We start from the raw sequence: 17932 nt of genomic DNA, 5'->3' as shown, positions 1-17932 counted from the left end.
CTTTTACGTTACTCCCATTTTATTTATAAGCGTATCTAAAAGCTCATCCATGACGGTTATCATCCTTGCCGATGCTTCATAAGACTTTTGATATTTAAGCATATTCGTCATCTCTTCATCCAGAGATACGCCAGATACAGATTGCCTGTTGTAATCAACTTGTTTCACCATAGTACTTTGATTTGTCTGCATCTGATTTGCCTCTTGTGCATCAACACCAAGGTTGGAAATCAACGAGCTTATAAAATCATCAAATGTTCCATTATTTAAACCGCTGATCTTCGTATCTCTAAGCGCTATGAGATTTAAGACATTTGTATTGTCTCCAGGCAGCGAACTTGCTGATGCCGCTGCGGCGATCTTTTGAAGCCCATCATCTGCAAGTATGTCTGATGAAACTTGTATATTTTTAGCATATTCAACAGTCGGATTATACGTCGCATCTGTTATGTTGAAGAAATTGATGCCGGTGCTTCCATCGAGTCCATATCCTGCAGCATGCTGCGCATTAAAAACCGTAGCAAGGTTGTACGCAAACTGATTCAATTGCTGTTTATAGTAAGGTATCCCTTTTACACCATTTGTACCATCGCCATCTCTCATGTCGAGAAGTCCTTTTAATATGCCACCCGTCGGATTCACAGGCGTTCCAGCAAGATCCCATTTTATTGTCCCTGTATTGTCTACACTCATTGTGTAAGCATTGTTTCCATCTACTAATGCTTGTCCGCTTATATCTACTCTGAAATTCCCATTTGAATCTTCATAAGTATTTATATTGACTATCTCCGAAAGCTGGTCAACAAGTAAATTCCTCTGATCTCTCAAATCATTGGCTGTCTGACCTGTAAGCTCAAATCTGTAGATCTCATTATTTAGTTTTGATATTTGATCTGCATATGAATTGATTTGCTGCACTCGACTTTGAATGGTGCTATTTATCTGATTTTCTTGGTCGTCAAGGTGTTGATAAATAGTATTAATGGTATCTGCCAACGATACACCATTTTCTCTAACTTCTGCTCTCACTTCAAGGCTTTCCGGGTTTTTCGACAAATCTTGAAGCGAATTAAAAAAATTGTCTAATACGGTTGTGATTCCTGTATTAGAAGGCTCGTTTAAGATGCCCTCTATAGCAGACAATGTATCTGATTTAGTTTCCCATTCACCAAGTGTTGTATTTTCTCTCCTGTACTGCTGATCTAAAAATTGGTCCCTTATCTGACGATAGCCGTCAACATTGACACCACCTCCTATGGCTTTGCCCCATTGGTCAGCCATGCCGTAAGTCGTAGGAGGCGCTATCGCAGACAGATCTATTACTTGCCTCGTGTACCCAGGCGTATTTGCATTTGAGATGTTGTGTCCCGTCAAATTTAGCGCCTGTTGGCTTGCAAAGAGACCTGTTTTTGCTATCTCCAATCCTTGAAACGTAGACACTGTCTTTCATTCCTTTCATAGCTATAATTATTTATTACGCCTTTTTATCGATGATTCTATTTATACTTTTTGATACGCCGCTTTCACCATATATGCCATTGTCCTCTAACAAATTGTTTGATATGACGCCAATCGAATAGTTTACGAATTCGATGGACTGTTTGAGAAGCGATTTATTCAAGTCATTTCTATTGCTAAGTGCTTTTAAAAGATTATTAAATTCTTCTTGAACCATTTTTAGTTTTTCTGCATCACTTTCAGGCAGTATGCTGCAAAGCTGACTTATTGTCACTTGACTGTCAAAATTGTCGTTTAAAAATTTTTCTCTTTCATCTTCCAAGGCCATAAGCTTACCTATTATACTGCCCTCCACTTTTGTCATGCTGTCCAGTTCCTGTATTTCTCCCCGTACTATCACATCGGTCTTTTTATTAGCTATGTCGTATAAATCTTTGTACAAAAGCATTTCCCCATTCAATATAGAAATAAGCTCATCTATATTCGGATTTGGCATAATTATACCACCTTTAAACTTTTTTATCGAAAATAGCTCCTTTGATTATGGACTCAGCGATATCATCACATTTTATGTTATAATTGCCACTATCAACTTTAGCCTTTATATCCTGCACCTTTTCTTCCCTTAATTTATCATATTCTGCAAAACTTTTGCTGATCTTGGAAGCATTATCTGATATTTCCACTTTGTCGATTTTATTTGCCTTGCTTTTTAAAGCATTAGCATTTGCAGACTTATACATGTCATAAATATTGTTAACATTAATATTATTGTATATTTTCATTCTATTCCCACCTTCCCAATATTATATCGGTTAAATTCAATTTCACTTAATATTTTCTTTTAATGTCTTTTTTATCATCTCTCAAATAAAGTTTTTCAAAGTTTTCATCTCTTTTATCAATATCCAACGCACTTCTTAAAGAGCTTTCAAGTTCTCTTGAGCACGATTCGCAGTATCTGCCTGACAATATCTTTTTACCGCATCTTTCACAAGTCAATGAAATATTAGTGTTTTTAGAACCCAATATGAGTCTGCCTTCTTTTAAAAAGTCTAATATTCTTTTTACTTCAACATCTGTAGCTTTGGACACCTCTAAAACTGTTGCCTGCGGATTTCTGTCAATGTAATCTCTGATTTTTATGAAGTCTTCTTCATCCTTATTAAAACACTCTGGGCACAAGTCAAACCCAGTATAGTTATAAAGCTTTCCACACCTTTTACAATTTCTTATATTCATAGAACCTCACACATTCCTTCCTGTTGCTATTGTAGCTGCAAAAACATCTTTCGCACCGCTTTCTCTTAAAGCTTTTGCACATTCATCAAGAGTCGAACCTGTTGTTAAAACATCATCCACCAAAAGTACGGTCTTATCTTTGACAAGATCAGCATAGACTACTTTAAATGCACCTTTTAAGTTTTTCATCCGATCTTCTCTTTTAAGTCCAGTTTGAGATTTAGTGTTTTTTATACGCCTTAAAGGTTTTGACATGATTACATCGAATCTATAAGAGAGCTCCCGCGCCAAAAGCTCCGATTGATTGTAGCCTCGCTCATCCAGCTTTGTCCTGTGAAGCGGAACAGGCACTATCGTATCAAATTCTACACCATCTTCTTTAATATACTTATACATGTATTCTGCAAAAAATTCAGATAAACTTCTTTCTTTGTAGTATTTGAATCTGGCAATCAGCGATTTTATCGTATCGTCATATTCAAAAGGACTTATGCTGCGAGTAAAAACATGGTTTGTCTCCATGCAGTCAGGACATTTGTCGCCATCTATGATAGGCTTTCCACAGATAACACATTTATTGCCCACAATAAATGGCAAATTGCTTTCACAGTCAAGGCATATCTTTCCTTCTCTTATCACCTTTCCGCACAGTATGCAATTTGTCTTTGGTGGAAATAGCAGATCGAGAAATATCATAGTACATCCTTCCGTCCATCTATTTAATCTTTATATCGGCATATCTTAAAATTTATTTAACATTCGTGAAATTAATCAACTTTCTTCCACCATGAATTTAAGGACTTTCCTAAGTTTAGGCAAGAGCCCTGAATACCTCTTTGATATAAGATTATTATCTATCATGTTTTTTAAGTATTTTTCTTGGCCCACTATTACCACAAGTTTTTTAGCCCTCGTTACAGCAGTGTACAAAAGGTTTCTGGTGAGAAGCATAGGCGGTCCAAAGCTCATAGGCATTATGACAGCCGGAAATTCACTTCCTTGGCTTTTGTGAACAGTCACACAATACGAAAGGCTTAACTCATCTACATCTGCAAAATCGTAAACAACCCTTTTGTCATCATCAAATAATACGGTAAGCTCCTGTGAATCATTATCGATAGACTCTATGATACCCATATCGCCATTAAAGACGCCTTCACCTTTTTCATCACCTTTTGTCCACTTCATCTTGTAGTTGTTTTTTATTTGCATCACTTTATCTCCCACTCTGAAAGTAAAATCTTTCATCTGTCTTTCATCCAACCCATTTTTTGATGGATTTAAGCACTTTTGCAGTTCATTGTTTAAATTTATCATGCCTATCAAACCTTTTCTCATAGGGCTTAAAACCTGGATATCCGTAAAAGGGTTGAATCCATACGCTTCAGGCAACCGCCTTTTGCATAAGTCTAATATAGTATTTAAAATTTCATCTTGCGACGAAGCATTGATGAAGAAAAAATCATTTTCTTTATCATTTAAAACAGGATACTCTCCATTGTTTATCTTATGGGCATTTACCACTATTAAGCTTTCTTTTCCCTGCCTGTATATCTTATTAAGCCTTATTACTTTTACTAAGCCGCTATCTATTATATCTCTAAGCACGTTGCCAGCTCCAACGGATGGAAGTTGATCAACATCACCTACAAGTATAAGCCTTGAGCTTAATGGGATAGCTTTAAGGAGAGCATTCATAAGCAATATGTCTATCATCGAAGCCTCGTCCACTATTATGACATCTTCAGTCAATGGATTCTTGTCATCCTTGCCAAAACCTCGTCCTTCTTCTTCTGTGTATGAATACTCCAAAAGGCGGTGTATCGTCTTTGCTTCAAATCCTGTAGCTTCAGTCATCCTCTTTGCAGCTCGCCCCGTTGGTGCAGCTAATGCTACTGATTTCTTGAATTTTTTAAAAAGCCTTATTATGAAGTTTATTATCGTAGTCTTTCCTGTTCCAGGACCACCTGTTATGACGAGAATTGAGTTTTTAACAGATTCTAAAACTGCGACGCGCTGATTATCTGCAAGATGAATTCCCATATCTGACTCTATCTTCCATATTTCATTTTCAATGTCGATATCCTCAGGCTTTACATCTGTCAGCGTCATGTTTAAAATCTTATCTGCAGTGTTGTTTTCAGCCACAAAATACGGTATGTAATATACACCATGTGAGCCATCCTCAAATGTCTCAAATTTCACTTTTTCGCTTTGTACCAAAAGAACCAGCGAATCATAAACTTCTTCTTCTGATACATCAAGAAGTCTCGCGGTTTCTTTAAGCAAAAGTTCCAGCGGCACATACGTATGGCCATTTGATGCGTACTGCATCAACACGTACTTTGTGCCAGATGAAATCCTGTATCCAGAATGCGTATCAACACCCATTGCTCGAGCTATCTTATCAGCCGTTCTAAAGCCAATTCCGAAAATTTCATCCGATAGTCTGTACGGATTTTGCTTTATAAGATCTATAGAATCATCACCGTACTGCCTGTATATTTTTATCGCATTGGTAGTAGAAATGCCATAGCCTTGTAAAAAAACCATCACATCTCTCAATGTCTTCTGCTGCTCATAAGATTCTGATATCATCTTTACCCTTTCTTCGCCTATCCCAGGTATATCCAATAACTTTTCCGGATGAGATTCTATGACATTTATAGAATCCACGCCGAATTTTGAGACGATTTTTTTTGCCATGACAGGTCCTATACCTCTTATGAGCCCAGACGACAAAAATCTTTCCATGCCATACAATGTTGACGGCGCTATTGTCTCGTACTTTGAAACCTTCACCTGTTCCCCGTAGTCAGGATGCACCATCCACTCGCCTTCAACTTTAAGCGTTTCACCTATTCCAACATAAGGCATATATCCTACTACTGTAATAGTATCCTTCTTTGAATTAAGTTCTAATACAGCATACCCACTTTGTTCGTTTTTAAAAATTATTTCCTCAACAGTACCTATTATTTCAACCATTCTTATCCCTACTTTTTTATTTTCTATTTACAATTGTATATTATTTTTATGGATATTTGAAGTGCGTATCATCTTTCTGTTCGATTTTATACTTTATCTTTACGATTTCTTCATACAAAAGAGCTATATCCGCTTTCGTCGCTGGAAGGTTGTACACAGACCTGTCGCTTTCAAAATTTAATGGACTTAAATTAGCAAAAAAAGTCTTCATCATGGCAGCATCCCTCAAATGCTTTTCGATTGTAATCTTCTTTTGATAAACTTTTATCTTGCTGTCATCAATGTTTACAACGCAATACGCAGAATATTCGTCGATCTTATTTATCTTCTCATAGCACACATATCCGTAAGATACATCCTTTGCTACCTTTGGAATTCTAACTTTTAATTGAACAAGCGTAAAGTTAGAAGCTAAAGGAATTGGAAAAGTATTCTTTATGCCAAGGCTTTTTGCGTACTTTTCTTTTATGGCGCTTAAATCTACAGCATACTTTTTCAAAGTCTTTTTCAGGCAACTTTTGACACTGCATTTTATTCGCGATACATTGCCATTTAAGTCTATCAATTCCGTCCCATCTCCGTACTCATCAATATAAGAAGGCAAGATGGCAAGGTACACATCAGGTATATCAAAGTCCTTCATCTCCATTACTCCTTTACGAACTAATGTTTGTACTTATTATATAAAATAACAACTTCAAAGTCAATATATGGATATGAAGTTAATCAATTTTCCGAATTTTTTTTTTTTTTTTTTTTTTTTTTTTTTTTTTTTTTTTTGAATTTTATTACATCAGATGAAATTATTGACTGTTATAAAAATTTATAATATAATATTAATTGTCGAAAAAAGGGGAAAAATGAAGATGAATTATAACGAAGAAAAATTGATGTCGCATCTTTTGATATCGCTAAGAAACTACCATTACGAAACGTACAAGCACAGCATCAGAGTCGCAAAATTGTCATACAATGTAGCAAACATGATGCGACTCAATATGAAGGAAAAAATAACGATATATAAGGGCGCATTGCTGCACGACATAGGCAAAGTGATGATTCCAATTAATATTCTTGCAAAACCAGACAAACTTACAGAATTGGAATACGACACCATGAAATTGCATCCCAAATACGGCGCAGATATGTTAGAGGCTTTAACACCGCTTGCATATTTAACGCCTATTGTGCTATATCATCACGAAAGATTAGATGGAACTGGCTATCCTTATGGACTAAAAATCATTCCATTTGGCTCTCAGATCGTGGCAGTATGCGATTCCTTTGATGCGATGACAAACGATAGGCAATACAGAAAAGCTAAAAGCACCATTGAGGCAATACGTGATTTAAGAGAGTGTGATGCAAAGTACAACCAAATGCTTGTTTCCGCATTAGAAAATGTGGTTAAAACAAACAGCCAAATTTTTGAAAAAGAAACTAAAAACAATGGAATCGCCATTTAATTTATGCTATAATAAAAGTAGCGGAGCGTACAATTTTTATAAAAACCGCGGCTATAAATATAAATATACAAGCCGCAAAGCCCGGAGGATACTCCGGGCTTTAAAATTATTGTTTATTGAAAGCAAGTTTTTTCAGTATTTCAGCTCTATCAGTTCTCTCCCATGTAAGATCGAGGTCTGTGCGGCCAAAATGTCCATATGCTGCAACTTGTCTATAAATAGGCCTTCTTAGATCAAGATCTCTTATGATAGCAGCAGGTCTTAAATCAAATACTTTTTTAACTATTTCAGATATTTCTTCGTCAGGTATTTTTCCAGTGCCAAATGTATCTACATTGACTTCTAACGGTGTAGCTACGCCTATTGCATATGCCAATTGAACTTCACACTTTTCAGCAAGTCCAGCAGCCACGATGTTTTTAGCTACATACCTTGCAGCGTACGCAGCAGACCTGTCTACTTTAGATGGATCTTTGCCAGAAAAAGCGCCACCGCCGTGCCTTGCATATCCACCATAAGTGTCTACTATTATCTTTCTTCCCGTAAGGCCGCTATCTCCTTGTGGTCCACCGACTACAAATCGCCCTGTCGGATTTACATATATCTTCGTGTCATCATCAATAAGCTCTGGTGGAACAATGGGTTTTATTACATACTCTTTTACGTCATTTTCAATCTTATCATGATCCACATCTGGTGAATGCTGTGTCGACACAACGATTGAGTCAACTCTCTTTGGCACATCGTCAACGTACTCAATCGTCACTTGTGTCTTGCCATCAGGCCTTAGATAATCTAAAGTGCCATTTTTCCTTACTTCCGCTAATCTGCGGGCAAGCCTGTGTGCTAATGATATTGGAAGAGGCATAAGCTCAGGCGTCTCTGTGCATGCGTATCCAAACATCATCCCTTGGTCTCCAGCGCCTTGTTCTTCAAGCTCATCGTGGGAAATGCCTTTTTTTACTTCCAGTGCCTTATCAACTCCCAATGCTATATCTGGAGACTGTTCATCTATTGAAGTAAGCACAGAACATGTATCAGCATCAAAACCGTACTTTGCTCGAGTATACCCTATCTCCTCTATGACCTTTCTTGCGATTTTTGGTATGTCGACGTAGCATTTTGTAGATATTTCCCCCATCACCAATACCATACCTGTTGTAACGGCAGTCTCGCAGGCTATCCTCGCATAAGGATCATTTTTTAAGATCTCATCTACAATAGCATCAGATATCTGATCGCAAATTTTATCTGGATGTCCTTCAGTAACTGATTCTGAAGTAAAATACTTTTTCATCTGTATCCTCCTTTTTTAAATCACATAAAAGACCTAAAACAAAATAAAACCTCTCCAAAAGAAGAGGCACATCCACCCTCATCTTTCAGAAGTAAACTTCTGCGAGAATTAGCACCTTGTCGTAAGACAGGTTGCCGGGCTTCATAGGGCTCTTCCCTCCACCTCTCTTGATAAGAGTTTCGCTTATTTAACTTTAAATATAATATCACAGTGCAACTAATAAGTCAATTGAAAATTAAAAAAGTGCTTGATGGCAATCAAGCACTTTAAAGTTGATATATGATAATGAAGGGGTTTTATGCCTTTTAGAAAACAACAAACTTATCTCTTGGAGCACCACAAACCGGGCATTTTTCTGGAGCCGTATCAATTGCCGTATATCCGCAAACAGGGCAAATGTACACTTTAGAAATAGCTATGTCTTCATTTTTAAGTGCAGCAGCTTTTGCATCTGTATACATCTTTGCATGTAGTTTTTCAGCTTCAAGAGCATAATTGAAGCTTTTATCTGCAGATTTTTCTTCCTGCAAATCTGCTACGGCTTTATACGCAGGATACATTTCTTCTACTTCAAATGTCTCACCTGCTATAGCCTTGTCAAGGTTTGATACTGTGTCTTTTACCTCTCCCAGTGTCTTGTAGTGATTTGTGGCATGGACTAATTCGGCATAAGATATGGCTCTAAAAAGCTTTGCTATGTTTGGCTTACCCTCCTTTTCAGCCACATCAGCAAAAATTTGATACCTCATGTGAGCCTGGCTTTCACCTGCGTAAGCATCGCTTAGATTTTTTGTCGTCATTTCTCTCATTTCAAAATCTCCTCCTTTTTTAATCTAATACTTTGTCCCCTGGTTTCCAACCAACAGGGCAAGCATGACCTGTTTGAAGTGCATTAAGCACTCTCAATATTTCATCGACATTTCTGCCGATTACTGGCTCATGTACAACTTCATAATCAACAATTCCTTCGGGGTTAATGATAAATGCGGCTCTTAATGCTATGCCGGCATCTTCGATGAGAATGCCATACTGCTTTGTGACTTCCTTGTTGTAATCAGATAAAAGCGGAAAATCAACGCCACCAAGGCTATCTATCCACGCCTTATGTGAATAAACACTATCTGTGTTGATGCCTAATAGTTCAGCATTAAGTTTGTCAAACTCCGGCTTCATCCTATTAAACTCCGGTATCTCAGTTGAACATACTGATGAAAAATCCAGTGGATAAAAGAAAAGCACTACCCATTTTCCTTTATAATCACTTAAAGATATTTGACCTTTTGTGCTATCTAACTTAAAGTCAGGAGCTTTTTTACCTACCAACGACATATGTACCCACCTCTCATCTATTCTTAGTCAATTATCACATCGGATAAGCTATTAATATTTTATTTCTATTAATAACTATTTTCCCTTCACAAGTATTATTATACATCATTTATTTTTTAAGTCAATAGGATTTGGAAATTTTTTTATCGATGTTTTTGAAAATTATCGTGGATAGAAAATTTTGAAGAGAAAATAAAAAAAAGGCCACTTAGCCTTCTATTCATGGTGGAGGGAGATGGATTCGAACCATCGAAGGCACCAGCCAACAGATTTACAGTCTGCCCCCTTTAGCCACTTGGGTATCCCTCCATGATTATTTTATTTTAATGCGTAAAAAATATTCACAAATAGAAATGGTGGTCGCAATAGGGCTCGAACCTATGACCCCCTGCTTGTAAGGCAGGTGCTCTCCCAGCTGAGCTATACGACCAATCATGGTCGGGGTGGAGGGACTCGAACCCCCGACCCCATGCTCCCAAAGCACGTGCGCTACCAACTGCGCTACACCCCGGCGTCTCGCGACATATTTGATTATAGTTTAAATCTATTAATTTCACAAGATTTATTATTCCTCATTTTAGCCGGTTTATATCAGTTAATTTGGCATTTTTTCGATGTTTTTCGCTTATACTCCATTTATCTTTTATAATCATTATACGCAATTTAGGCAATAATAATATTAGTTTTTATTTTTATTTTATGAAATTGTAACACGACTGTAATATACAAAAGGTACAATATGGTTATATGCTGCTGATGATAAATTTTCATAAAAACATTTGAAAATACATAGGAGGGATTTTTTTGAAATACCGAAAAGTTATAAGCATGTGTCTATCTTCAATAATTATTTTTTCATCGATTTTTATGAATGGTATTGCTGCAGATGCCTACACCGTAATAACTTCAAATGAAAGCCAGCAAATATTAAGTAGAGGAGTTACAGAAAAAAACATTACATATTTCACAACAGATGGTTTCATCAATATCAATGTGTTAGATGTGGACTTAAGCGACAATAATACATCAATATCCACTATCTTTAATCCATCGGGTTTTAAAGACAGAATGGATGTGGAAGACATGGCAAATGGCAACGGTGCTATAGCCGCAGTAAACGGTGATTTTTTTGACACGAAGCAAGGGTTTATCGTAGGAGCATCAGTCAAAGATGGAAATCTTTTAACCGTTCCATACTATCAGGGAAATTATGCTACATTTGCCATAGATAAAAACAACGTGCCATCAATAGGCTATTGGAAAAGCACTTCTCTTAGCATAACACTCCCTGACGGCAGTCAAATTCCTGTAAGTGCCTTAAACAACGTAGGCTCCATAGGTAGCGGAACGTCTTGCGTCATATTTACAAAGGACTGGAATGATGAGACGCCCGGCCTAAGCGACAGCTATAAAGATCTTGTTGAAGTATTAGTTGACAAAAACAACAGCGTCTTAGAAGTAAGGCAAGGTGAGGGTCCTGTAGCAATTCCTGACGGAGGCTATTCCATAGATGCAACAGGAGATATCGCAAAGGTTTTATCAAATTTAAAGCAAGGAGATAAAGTCATCAAAAACATCTCTACAGATCCTCCATTTGACAACTTTAAGATGGCTGTTAGCGGAGGAACCATTTTGGTGCAAAACGGTTCAATACCATCGCAATTTACCGACAATGTGGATGGCATATACGCAAGGACAGCTATAGGATATACCGAAGACAAGAAGCACGTAATAATAGCAACAGTTGACAACGCCAACACGAGAGGGATGACAGAAAGTGAATTAGCGCAGCTTATGTTAAGCTTAGGAGCTTATAATGCTATGAACTTAGACGGCGGCGGCTCAACACAAATGGCTATAAGACCTTTAGGAGATAGTCAAGCAAAGCTCCAAAATGAAGTTCCTGGTTTCGAAAGAAATGTAGCCAACGGAGTTGGAGTATTTAACACAGCACCAACAGGAAATCTATACGCCATAAAAGTTGAAGCAGATAGCCCAAATATCTTTGTAGGCACCCACAGAGCGATCACTGTAAAAGGATATGATGCAAATTATCAACCAGTAAAAATCGATCAAAACTCCGTATCATTCTCTATAAGCGGCATAGCAGGAAGATTTGATGGAAATGAATTTATTCCTCAAAGTTCAGGTGACGGCGTGATAATAGCAAGAGTAGGCAATGTGACTGGTACGCTGAAAATAAAGGCTTTAGATGCTATAGCAGACATAAGATTTACACCTTATTCTGTGAACATAGATAAAGGTACAACTACATCAATATCAGTCATAGGAAAAGATATAAATGGCTATAGAGCACCTATAGAAGACAGAGACATAAGCTGGACTGTTTACAACAATGTAGGCACTATTTCAGATGGCATCTTCAAAGCAGCAAACAACGATCTATCTGGTGCTTTGTCGGCAAATATAAATGGAAAAGTAGGAAATTTAATGGTGAAAGTCGGGCAAGGATCAGATTTTGATGCGTCACAGCTTCCAAAACCATTGAACTTTGAATCTATTGACAGCAAAAACAAGGAAGTAAGCGTCAGCAACACCAACGATTCGTTTAAATTCATGGTATTTGGAGACACAGATTACAATACGCTTTTGAAGCTTCAAATTTCCTTAAAAGCCGCCAGCATAGCCAATAAAGACTATCCTTTAGTAGTTTTTACAGGAGATGTAAATGACAAAGTCTTAAAATCACTTACGATTCCGTACATAAAAGCAGGTAATTCTTATGGGGTATATGACTTTAGAAATTCAACATTTATCATGTTGGATGATACTAATGGAGGTTTGCTATCATCCAATAAAGATCAGTGGAGCTGGTTTTTAAACACATTAAACAGTGTAAAAGGAGATAACCTATTTGTAGTTTTGCCAAAGCCTGTATGGGGCTCCGATGGATTCAAAGACACTAAAGAAGCGCAACTGTTCGAGGACACGCTGCAAAAATTCAGAGAAGATACAGGTAAAAACGTCTGGATAATATATAACGGCGACACACCTTTTTATACGACATTGAATGACAACATAAGGTATATATCTAATTACGGAACAAATAATGGCGGTGGAAGTATGGACATATACAATGACGCCAGATACATTTCAATAATGGTAAATGGAAAAGACATTTACTATCAAGATAAAAATCTGTTTACAAAATAAAGATGCGCTAAAAGCACATCTTTATTTTGATGTATTTTTCTCATCAAAATACTTTTCTACAATGCTCTTTAAAAAATCTATATCCCCTTCTGACAAATGCTTTTTAAGTATATCCATCATTTCATAGCTTTCTTTTTCTGTCACACCATCTTGAGACATTTTCATGATCTCACCTATGCCTGACGGACCTAATTTCATCAATATGCCTATAGCCTTAGATTTTGTTGCAAAGTCCATCTCTCTTTGAACGCTTAATATTTTTTCAGGCGTCACAACTATTCTATTCAAGTTTAAATTTTCGCTGCTTTCTTTCGAATTGTTGTTGCCGTTTATCTTTGTAAACTCTCTATTTCTCTCTTGGATTAATTTGTCCAGTGATTTCTCATCGAATTTTCTTATGTCATTTTCCTCACTGTTCTTTTTTTCCGAATTTTCTTTATCGCTTTTCTCATTCTCTACCGCAGATTTATTTTCATTTTCCTTTAAATTTGGAGTGGTATTGAAAACAGGCACCTGCATCTCATTTTTACTGATTTTATCCGTAGATGAATAGTATGTACTTCTAATCGCTGGTTTCAAGACTTCATTTGGTGGTGGCTGTTCTTTTATAAAAACATCAAGCATAAATATAATACTGACAGCCGTAATAGCAACGACGAACCCAATGCTATAGATTGATTTCTTCACCAAAAAACACTCCCTTCGAATACTTTTATTATTTCATCCTTAACTGTATTTAATACAAATTTTGGAGGAAGATTTTATGGATGAATTGCGGGTTAGGTATGACGACAAAAGCGCCATCAAACTCATGTCAGCGTATTTAGCAGAGGAAATAAACTTTGATTCTGTTATACTTTGCATAGGTACCGATAAATGCATCGGAGATTCGTTAGGCCCTATTGTAGGAGACATGATATCAAAAATGACCAGCGGCATAAACGTATATGGGACATTAAAAAACCCGATACATGCAATGAACCTTGAGGAAAACATCGCCCACATAAAAAGAAAGCATCCCTACAGCAACATCATTGCTGTTGACGCTTGTCTTGGAGATAAAGATAACATAGGTAAAATATCCATAAAAAAATCGCCAATATATCCAGGCAAAGGAGTGGGAAAAGTATTGCCTGCTGTCGGCGACATATCTATAATAGGAGTGATTGACGCCTTTGATATAATACCTGTACATAACACAAGGCTTGGATTTGTATTTGAGATGGCAGAAGTCATCGCCATGAGCATACATAGAGCGTTTTATTTAAAAGCAGCCATAAAAAATAACTCTGACATAAGTCAGAGCTAATTTTTTACTTTAGGTACAGTGGTATTGATACAAGATCTTGCACAGAACCATCTTTTGGACTTAATGAAAATACCTGCAATGTACCATCTTGTGGTGTTGATAATGGATTATACTGTATGTCTGCTTGAAAATCTCCCCAAGATGGAGCACCTGCACTTGCCTGAACAGACGTCTGTGACAATATATTGCCATTGGAATCCAACAGCCTTATATTAACAACAGCTTCAAACACCCTGGCCTTTCCCACCACTTTTATAGGGCTTGTAACGCTGTTGTTTCTCATAGGCGACAACACTATTATATTTGCCTCCTGACTGCTGTAAGATGTGATTGTGTTTTTGTCTGAATCAATCACAGCCCGCGCTTCTTTATTTTTTGTCAAGATCATGCCAAGCTCGTCGCCTACTTTTATGTCTGTAAAATCCATGTCTGTCTCTGAATACTGGTAACCACCTTGACTGTCGTAACCGATCTTTGACTGACGGTGTATTATGGCATTCGGCAACACCTTAATATCTGGACCAGCTACATTGTTTATGTCACTGGTATCTTGGTACTCCCGCTCTATCGTGACGACTCTCGTATCGTAATTAATGGCTTTTACGATGCCGTATATGAATGTCTCTCCTTTTGTAGGATCTGCTTCAGGTATCTTCGTGAATTTCGGCTTGACATCACTTATGACCCATATATTGCCTTCTTTATCTCCTTCAGGTTGGACAAGTGTCACAAGATAAGACTTATTGTCATGGATAGCGTTTATGAGCGCAATTCCACCCTTTTTAGATTCCAATGAAAAATCGTCATCAGGCGAAAATCCAACGACACCGCCTTCCTCTTGTATCACTTTCATGGGATCCAATCTCCACGAATCTTTTCCAAATGACGTACTCTCTTGAAGCTTTTTTACCCTGTCCTTATCGATGTACACTTCTCCTGTAAGCACAATCCTGCTCAATGGGTCAAGGCCTATTTTGTACCCATAAAGGGAATCTATCTTATTGCCTTCCACTAAAATCTGGACACTGTTTACATTTGGAAGCCCAGTCAGTGTATTTACAAGTGCAGCAACCATGTACTTTGCTGTAGTCCCATCGATGCTTGTTGAAGAAGTATAATCTTTAGAAAAGTTTACATAAGCTGTAGTATCCTTCAACTGAACCGATAAAAGCTTTGTGTTGTCAGGAATTATCGGCTTTGAATATTGGTCTTTAGGACCTTTCATCAATTCATTTATCACTTGTTTCAGTAAGTCCGCATTTTCGGATACGCTTCTTACTTCCATATTCAATCCTGACATCTTGCTATTTAAAAAATACAGCGAAACTTCTTTAACAGCTTGAACGGTAGATTTCGGGCTTATAGGGGCATTTTTTTCCGTCTTAGTTTTCGTGTTTGTAAAGCAACCTGACAAAGAAATTGCAGCGATCAATATCAAGACTAAAAACGCCTTCTTCATTGTTATCCCCTCCTAAAAATATGATACAATATTTTTATTACACCTGTATTAACAGAACCTTAAAATTTAATAAATTTTTGTTTAAATGTTCTTAACCGGAATCGTTATGTAAAAAACAGTACCTTCGCCGACAGTGCTTTTAACGTCTATATGTCCTTTATGCAAATCTACGATCTCCTTTACTATGGCCAAGCCTAGTCCAAAACCTCCAGTCTTTTGAGATCTTGCCGTATCGCCTCTGGAAAACCTTTCAAACACCTTAGGCAATGTTTCCTGACTTATTCCTATGCCTGTATCAGATATTGTGATGTAGACATTCTTATCATCAGAATCAAGAGTCAGTTTGACAGAGCCACCGCTTGGAGTGTATTTTATCCCATTTTCCACGACATTGTATATCATCCTGTAAAATCTATCTGCATCAACGTCCGCAAAAATATTTTTCTCGTTCTCAAATATCAGCGAAACACCTTTTTGATCAGCTATCGCCTCAAGGTTTTCAATGACATTGTAAGCAATTTCACTAATATTTTCCGTTTTATTTTCGATTGAACGTATTTTATCAATCTTTGCTAAAACCAACAATTCATTTACAAGCCTCGTCATTCTATCAACTTCAGAATTTATATCCTTTAAAAACTCTTTATACACAGATATATCGACATTATCGCTGGATATAAGCGGTTCTACGAGGGCTTTTATTGCCGCCAATGGCGTTTTAAGCTCATGGGATGCATCGGAGACAAATCTTTTTCTCTCCTCGTCTATCTTCATAAGCTTCGTACCCATATCGTTGAATGCGTCTGCCAGCTTGCCGATTTCATCATTTCCCTTCACATCGACTTTGTAGTCGAATTTGCCTTCGGATATTATCTTTGTAGCGTCTGTAAGCCTTTTTAAAGGCTTAGTTATAAATGCGGCAACTATTAAGCTTAATATGCTTACGATAGAACCTATAGCAGTAAATGTATATATCATCTGCATTTTAATTGAGTACAAAAAATTCATCACATCGTCAATAGACGTAGATAATAGGATACTGCCTACAATCTCATTTTTTATAGTAACAGGTACAGCAGAATACATGGTCCAGCCAGAACCTGTGATGTAGTGTATGCTTGTAGAGCCTGTCCCCTTTAAAGCGGACTTAATATCGCTGTAATTATTTATATCTTTGCCTTCAATGCCGCCATTTCCTGCAGAATCAACTATGACTTTTCCACTTACATCAGTAAAAAGAATCCTCGAGTTAATCTGGTTTGCATAGTCAACAATGGTAGGCTCAATCAAATACGAGGAAACCCCTATAAACTTAGAGACCAAATTTGCAATCATATTGGCCTGCGTCAAATTGGTTATTCTTTCGTTTGCAAGGTAGCTTTCATAAATATTGTTGAAAAGATAAATGCCTGTAGAAGCCAGCGAAACTATCAGGATAATAAAATAAATCGAAAATATCTTCCACCTTAAACTCAACGTATCACCCTATTTCATGTAGTAGCCAGAGTCCCACTTTGTAAAAATATGCTTTGGATTTGCCGGATCGTCTTCAATCTTCTCTCTAAGCTTTCTTATATGGACATTCACAGTATTCGTATCTCCATAGAAATCAAATCCCCATATTAAGTCCATCAGTTTGTCCTTAGAATAAAGCTTTCCCGGATTCGAAGCCAAAAGAACTAATAATTCAAACTCTTTATTTGTAAGATCGATGTCTTTGCCATTCTTCTGGACTATCTTGTCAGGAACATTTATCGTAATATCCCCTAACTTGATTACATCGTGCTTTTTCACATAAGGCGTCGTCGTCCGTCTGAATAAAGCTCTAATTCTGGCGATCAATTCCCGCGTATTGAAAGGCTTTGCAAGGTAGTCATCTGCTCCCATCTCAATGCCTACTATCTTATCCACATCTTCACCTTTGGCTGTAAGCATTATTATAGGTATATTTGAAAATGACCTTACCTCTTTGCAAAGGGTAAGACCGTCGATCTTGGGCAGCATCAAATCTAATATTACTAAATCATAATTGCCATTTTTTATTTTTTCCAAACCTTCTTCACCATCATAAGCATAATCAACGTAATAACCTTCTTGAATGAGGGATAGCTTCAATCCCTTTACAAGCATTTCTTCATCATCGATAATTAAAATGTTTTCCATAGCCGATACCTCCATTTTTAGTATATCATATTCCATGTGAAAATTGT

Annotated in this window: 17 protein-coding genes, 3 tRNA genes and 1 riboswitch; of the genes, 3 read left to right on the top strand and 17 right to left on the bottom strand. The window is 37.1% G+C overall.

Annotated elements, in window-relative coordinates; all coding sequences use genetic code 11:
- Positions 1 to 3: 3 nt before the first annotated feature.
- The 7 genes from flgK to GSH73_RS02760 all read right to left on the bottom strand — a co-directional run bounded on the left by flgK (position 4) and on the right by GSH73_RS02760 (position 6331).
- Positions 4 to 1440 carry a flagellar hook-associated protein FlgK gene (flgK, locus tag GSH73_RS02790; protein WP_014759499.1) on the bottom strand — a complete coding sequence of 479 codons (1437 nt, stop codon included), beginning with the start codon at positions 1438 to 1440 and terminating at the stop codon, positions 4 to 6.
- 34 nt (positions 1441 to 1474) lie between these two features.
- Entirely contained in the window at positions 1475 to 1954 is a 480-nt protein-coding gene (locus GSH73_RS02785) for a flagellar protein FlgN (protein ID WP_014759500.1), read from the bottom strand.
- A gap of 13 nt (positions 1955 to 1967) precedes the next feature.
- Entirely contained in the window at positions 1968 to 2243 is a 276-nt protein-coding gene (locus GSH73_RS02780) for a flagellar biosynthesis anti-sigma factor FlgM (protein WP_014759501.1), read from the bottom strand.
- Between the two features lie 46 nt (positions 2244 to 2289).
- The gene (locus GSH73_RS02775) at positions 2290 to 2700 is read right to left on the bottom strand and encodes a TIGR03826 family flagellar region protein (protein ID WP_014759502.1); all 411 of its coding nucleotides are present in this window, start codon (positions 2698 to 2700) and stop codon (positions 2290 to 2292) included.
- A gap of 6 nt (positions 2701 to 2706) precedes the next feature.
- A complete protein-coding gene (locus GSH73_RS02770) occupies positions 2707 to 3396 on the bottom strand; it encodes a ComF family protein (protein WP_014759503.1) in 690 nt (229 codons plus the stop codon).
- Positions 3397 to 3471: 75 nt separating this feature from the next.
- The gene (gene recD2 / locus GSH73_RS02765; RefSeq protein ID WP_014759504.1) at positions 3472 to 5688 is read right to left on the bottom strand and encodes an SF1B family DNA helicase RecD2; all 2217 of its coding nucleotides are present in this window, start codon (positions 5686 to 5688) and stop codon (positions 3472 to 3474) included.
- Between the two features lie 46 nt (positions 5689 to 5734).
- Positions 5735 to 6331, bottom strand: coding sequence for a hypothetical protein (locus tag GSH73_RS02760; protein WP_014759505.1), 597 nt, complete (start codon positions 6329 to 6331; stop codon positions 5735 to 5737).
- A 223-nt stretch (positions 6332 to 6554) separates the two neighbouring features.
- On the opposite strand from GSH73_RS02760, the gene GSH73_RS02755 reads away from it, so the two are divergent.
- A complete protein-coding gene (locus GSH73_RS02755) occupies positions 6555 to 7154 on the top strand; it encodes an HD-GYP domain-containing protein (RefSeq protein WP_038069890.1) in 600 nt (199 codons plus the stop codon).
- 106 nt (positions 7155 to 7260) lie between these two features.
- On the opposite strand, the gene metK is transcribed toward GSH73_RS02755, so the two are convergent.
- The 6 genes from metK to GSH73_RS02725 all read right to left on the bottom strand — a co-directional run bounded on the left by metK (position 7261) and on the right by GSH73_RS02725 (position 10291).
- Positions 7261 to 8451, bottom strand: a complete 1191-nt coding sequence (gene metK / locus GSH73_RS02750; RefSeq protein WP_014756964.1) for a methionine adenosyltransferase — start codon at positions 8449 to 8451, stop codon at positions 7261 to 7263.
- Between the two features lie 75 nt (positions 8452 to 8526).
- A riboswitch (SAM riboswitch) is annotated at positions 8527 to 8628 on the bottom strand.
- 128 nt (positions 8629 to 8756) lie between these two features.
- The gene (locus GSH73_RS02745) at positions 8757 to 9260 is read right to left on the bottom strand and encodes a rubrerythrin family protein (RefSeq protein ID WP_014756965.1); all 504 of its coding nucleotides are present in this window, start codon (positions 9258 to 9260) and stop codon (positions 8757 to 8759) included.
- 19 nt (positions 9261 to 9279) lie between these two features.
- The gene (locus tag GSH73_RS02740; RefSeq protein WP_014756966.1) at positions 9280 to 9780 is read right to left on the bottom strand and encodes a peroxiredoxin; all 501 of its coding nucleotides are present in this window, start codon (positions 9778 to 9780) and stop codon (positions 9280 to 9282) included.
- Positions 9781 to 10003: 223 nt separating this feature from the next.
- Positions 10004 to 10089 (bottom strand) — tRNA-Tyr (locus tag GSH73_RS02735).
- A gap of 45 nt (positions 10090 to 10134) precedes the next feature.
- Positions 10135 to 10210 (bottom strand) — tRNA-Val (locus GSH73_RS02730).
- A 5-nt stretch (positions 10211 to 10215) separates the two neighbouring features.
- Positions 10216 to 10291: transfer RNA gene (locus GSH73_RS02725), tRNA-Pro, on the bottom strand.
- A 293-nt stretch (positions 10292 to 10584) separates the two neighbouring features.
- Between GSH73_RS02725 and GSH73_RS02720 the strand changes: the two genes are divergently transcribed.
- A complete protein-coding gene (locus GSH73_RS02720) occupies positions 10585 to 12954 on the top strand; it encodes a phosphodiester glycosidase family protein (protein WP_014756967.1) in 2370 nt (789 codons plus the stop codon).
- Between the two features lie 21 nt (positions 12955 to 12975).
- Here the strand turns inward: GSH73_RS02720 and GSH73_RS02715 are convergent, their stop codons facing one another.
- The gene (locus tag GSH73_RS02715; protein WP_014756968.1) at positions 12976 to 13641 is read right to left on the bottom strand and encodes a hypothetical protein; all 666 of its coding nucleotides are present in this window, start codon (positions 13639 to 13641) and stop codon (positions 12976 to 12978) included.
- A 76-nt stretch (positions 13642 to 13717) separates the two neighbouring features.
- Between GSH73_RS02715 and yyaC the strand changes: the two genes are divergently transcribed.
- Positions 13718 to 14263 (top strand): spore protease YyaC, encoded by a 546-nt coding sequence (gene yyaC, locus GSH73_RS02710; RefSeq protein ID WP_014756969.1) that lies wholly within the window; start codon positions 13718 to 13720, stop codon positions 14261 to 14263.
- Between the two features lie 4 nt (positions 14264 to 14267).
- Here yyaC and GSH73_RS02705 read toward each other — a convergent pair whose 3' ends face one another.
- The 3 genes from GSH73_RS02705 to GSH73_RS02695 form a co-directional block, all read right to left on the bottom strand.
- Positions 14268 to 15722: a Gmad2 immunoglobulin-like domain-containing protein gene (locus GSH73_RS02705; RefSeq protein WP_014756970.1), complete on the bottom strand. Its 1455-nt coding sequence runs from the start codon at positions 15720 to 15722 to the stop codon at positions 14268 to 14270.
- Between the two features lie 81 nt (positions 15723 to 15803).
- Positions 15804 to 17198 carry a sensor histidine kinase gene (locus GSH73_RS02700; protein WP_014756971.1) on the bottom strand — a complete coding sequence of 465 codons (1395 nt, stop codon included), beginning with the start codon at positions 17196 to 17198 and terminating at the stop codon, positions 15804 to 15806.
- A gap of 9 nt (positions 17199 to 17207) precedes the next feature.
- Positions 17208 to 17885 (bottom strand): response regulator transcription factor, encoded by a 678-nt coding sequence (locus GSH73_RS02695; RefSeq protein ID WP_038069869.1) that lies wholly within the window; start codon positions 17883 to 17885, stop codon positions 17208 to 17210.
- Positions 17886 to 17932 lie beyond the last annotated feature (47 nt).

The organism is Thermoanaerobacterium aotearoense (assembly GCF_009905255.1).
Classification (GTDB): domain Bacteria; phylum Bacillota; class Thermoanaerobacteria; order Thermoanaerobacterales; family Thermoanaerobacteraceae; genus Thermoanaerobacterium; species Thermoanaerobacterium aotearoense.
This window is presented reverse-complemented; position numbering and strand designations above follow the sequence as displayed.

Excerpts from the sequence above, each read along its gene's own strand:
- GSH73_RS02785 (WP_014759500.1), bottom strand. The coding sequence starts at position 1,954 with ATGCCAAATCCGAATATAGATGAGCTTATTTCTATATTGAATGGGGAA.
- GSH73_RS02780 (WP_014759501.1), bottom strand. The coding sequence starts at position 2,243 with ATGAAAATATACAATAATATTAATGTTAACAATATTTATGACATGTAT.
- GSH73_RS02775 (WP_014759502.1), bottom strand. The coding sequence starts at position 2,700 with ATGAATATAAGAAATTGTAAAAGGTGTGGAAAGCTTTATAACTATACT.
- GSH73_RS02770 (WP_014759503.1), bottom strand. The coding sequence starts at position 3,396 with ATGATATTTCTCGATCTGCTATTTCCACCAAAGACAAATTGCATACTG.
- recD2 (WP_014759504.1), bottom strand. The coding sequence starts at position 5,688 with ATGGTTGAAATAATAGGTACTGTTGAGGAAATAATTTTTAAAAACGAA.
- GSH73_RS02760 (WP_014759505.1), bottom strand. The coding sequence starts at position 6,331 with ATGAAGGACTTTGATATACCTGATGTGTACCTTGCCATCTTGCCTTCT.
- GSH73_RS02755 (WP_038069890.1), top strand. The coding sequence starts at position 6,555 with ATGAATTATAACGAAGAAAAATTGATGTCGCATCTTTTGATATCGCTA.
- metK (WP_014756964.1), bottom strand. The coding sequence starts at position 8,451 with ATGAAAAAGTATTTTACTTCAGAATCAGTTACTGAAGGACATCCAGAT.
- GSH73_RS02745 (WP_014756965.1), bottom strand. The coding sequence starts at position 9,260 with ATGAGAGAAATGACGACAAAAAATCTAAGCGATGCTTACGCAGGTGAA.
- GSH73_RS02740 (WP_014756966.1), bottom strand. The coding sequence starts at position 9,780 with ATGTCGTTGGTAGGTAAAAAAGCTCCTGACTTTAAGTTAGATAGCACA.
- yyaC (WP_014756969.1), top strand. The coding sequence starts at position 13,718 with ATGGATGAATTGCGGGTTAGGTATGACGACAAAAGCGCCATCAAACTC.
- GSH73_RS02705 (WP_014756970.1), bottom strand. The coding sequence starts at position 15,722 with ATGAAGAAGGCGTTTTTAGTCTTGATATTGATCGCTGCAATTTCTTTG.
- GSH73_RS02695 (WP_038069869.1), bottom strand. The coding sequence starts at position 17,885 with ATGGAAAACATTTTAATTATCGATGATGAAGAAATGCTTGTAAAGGGA.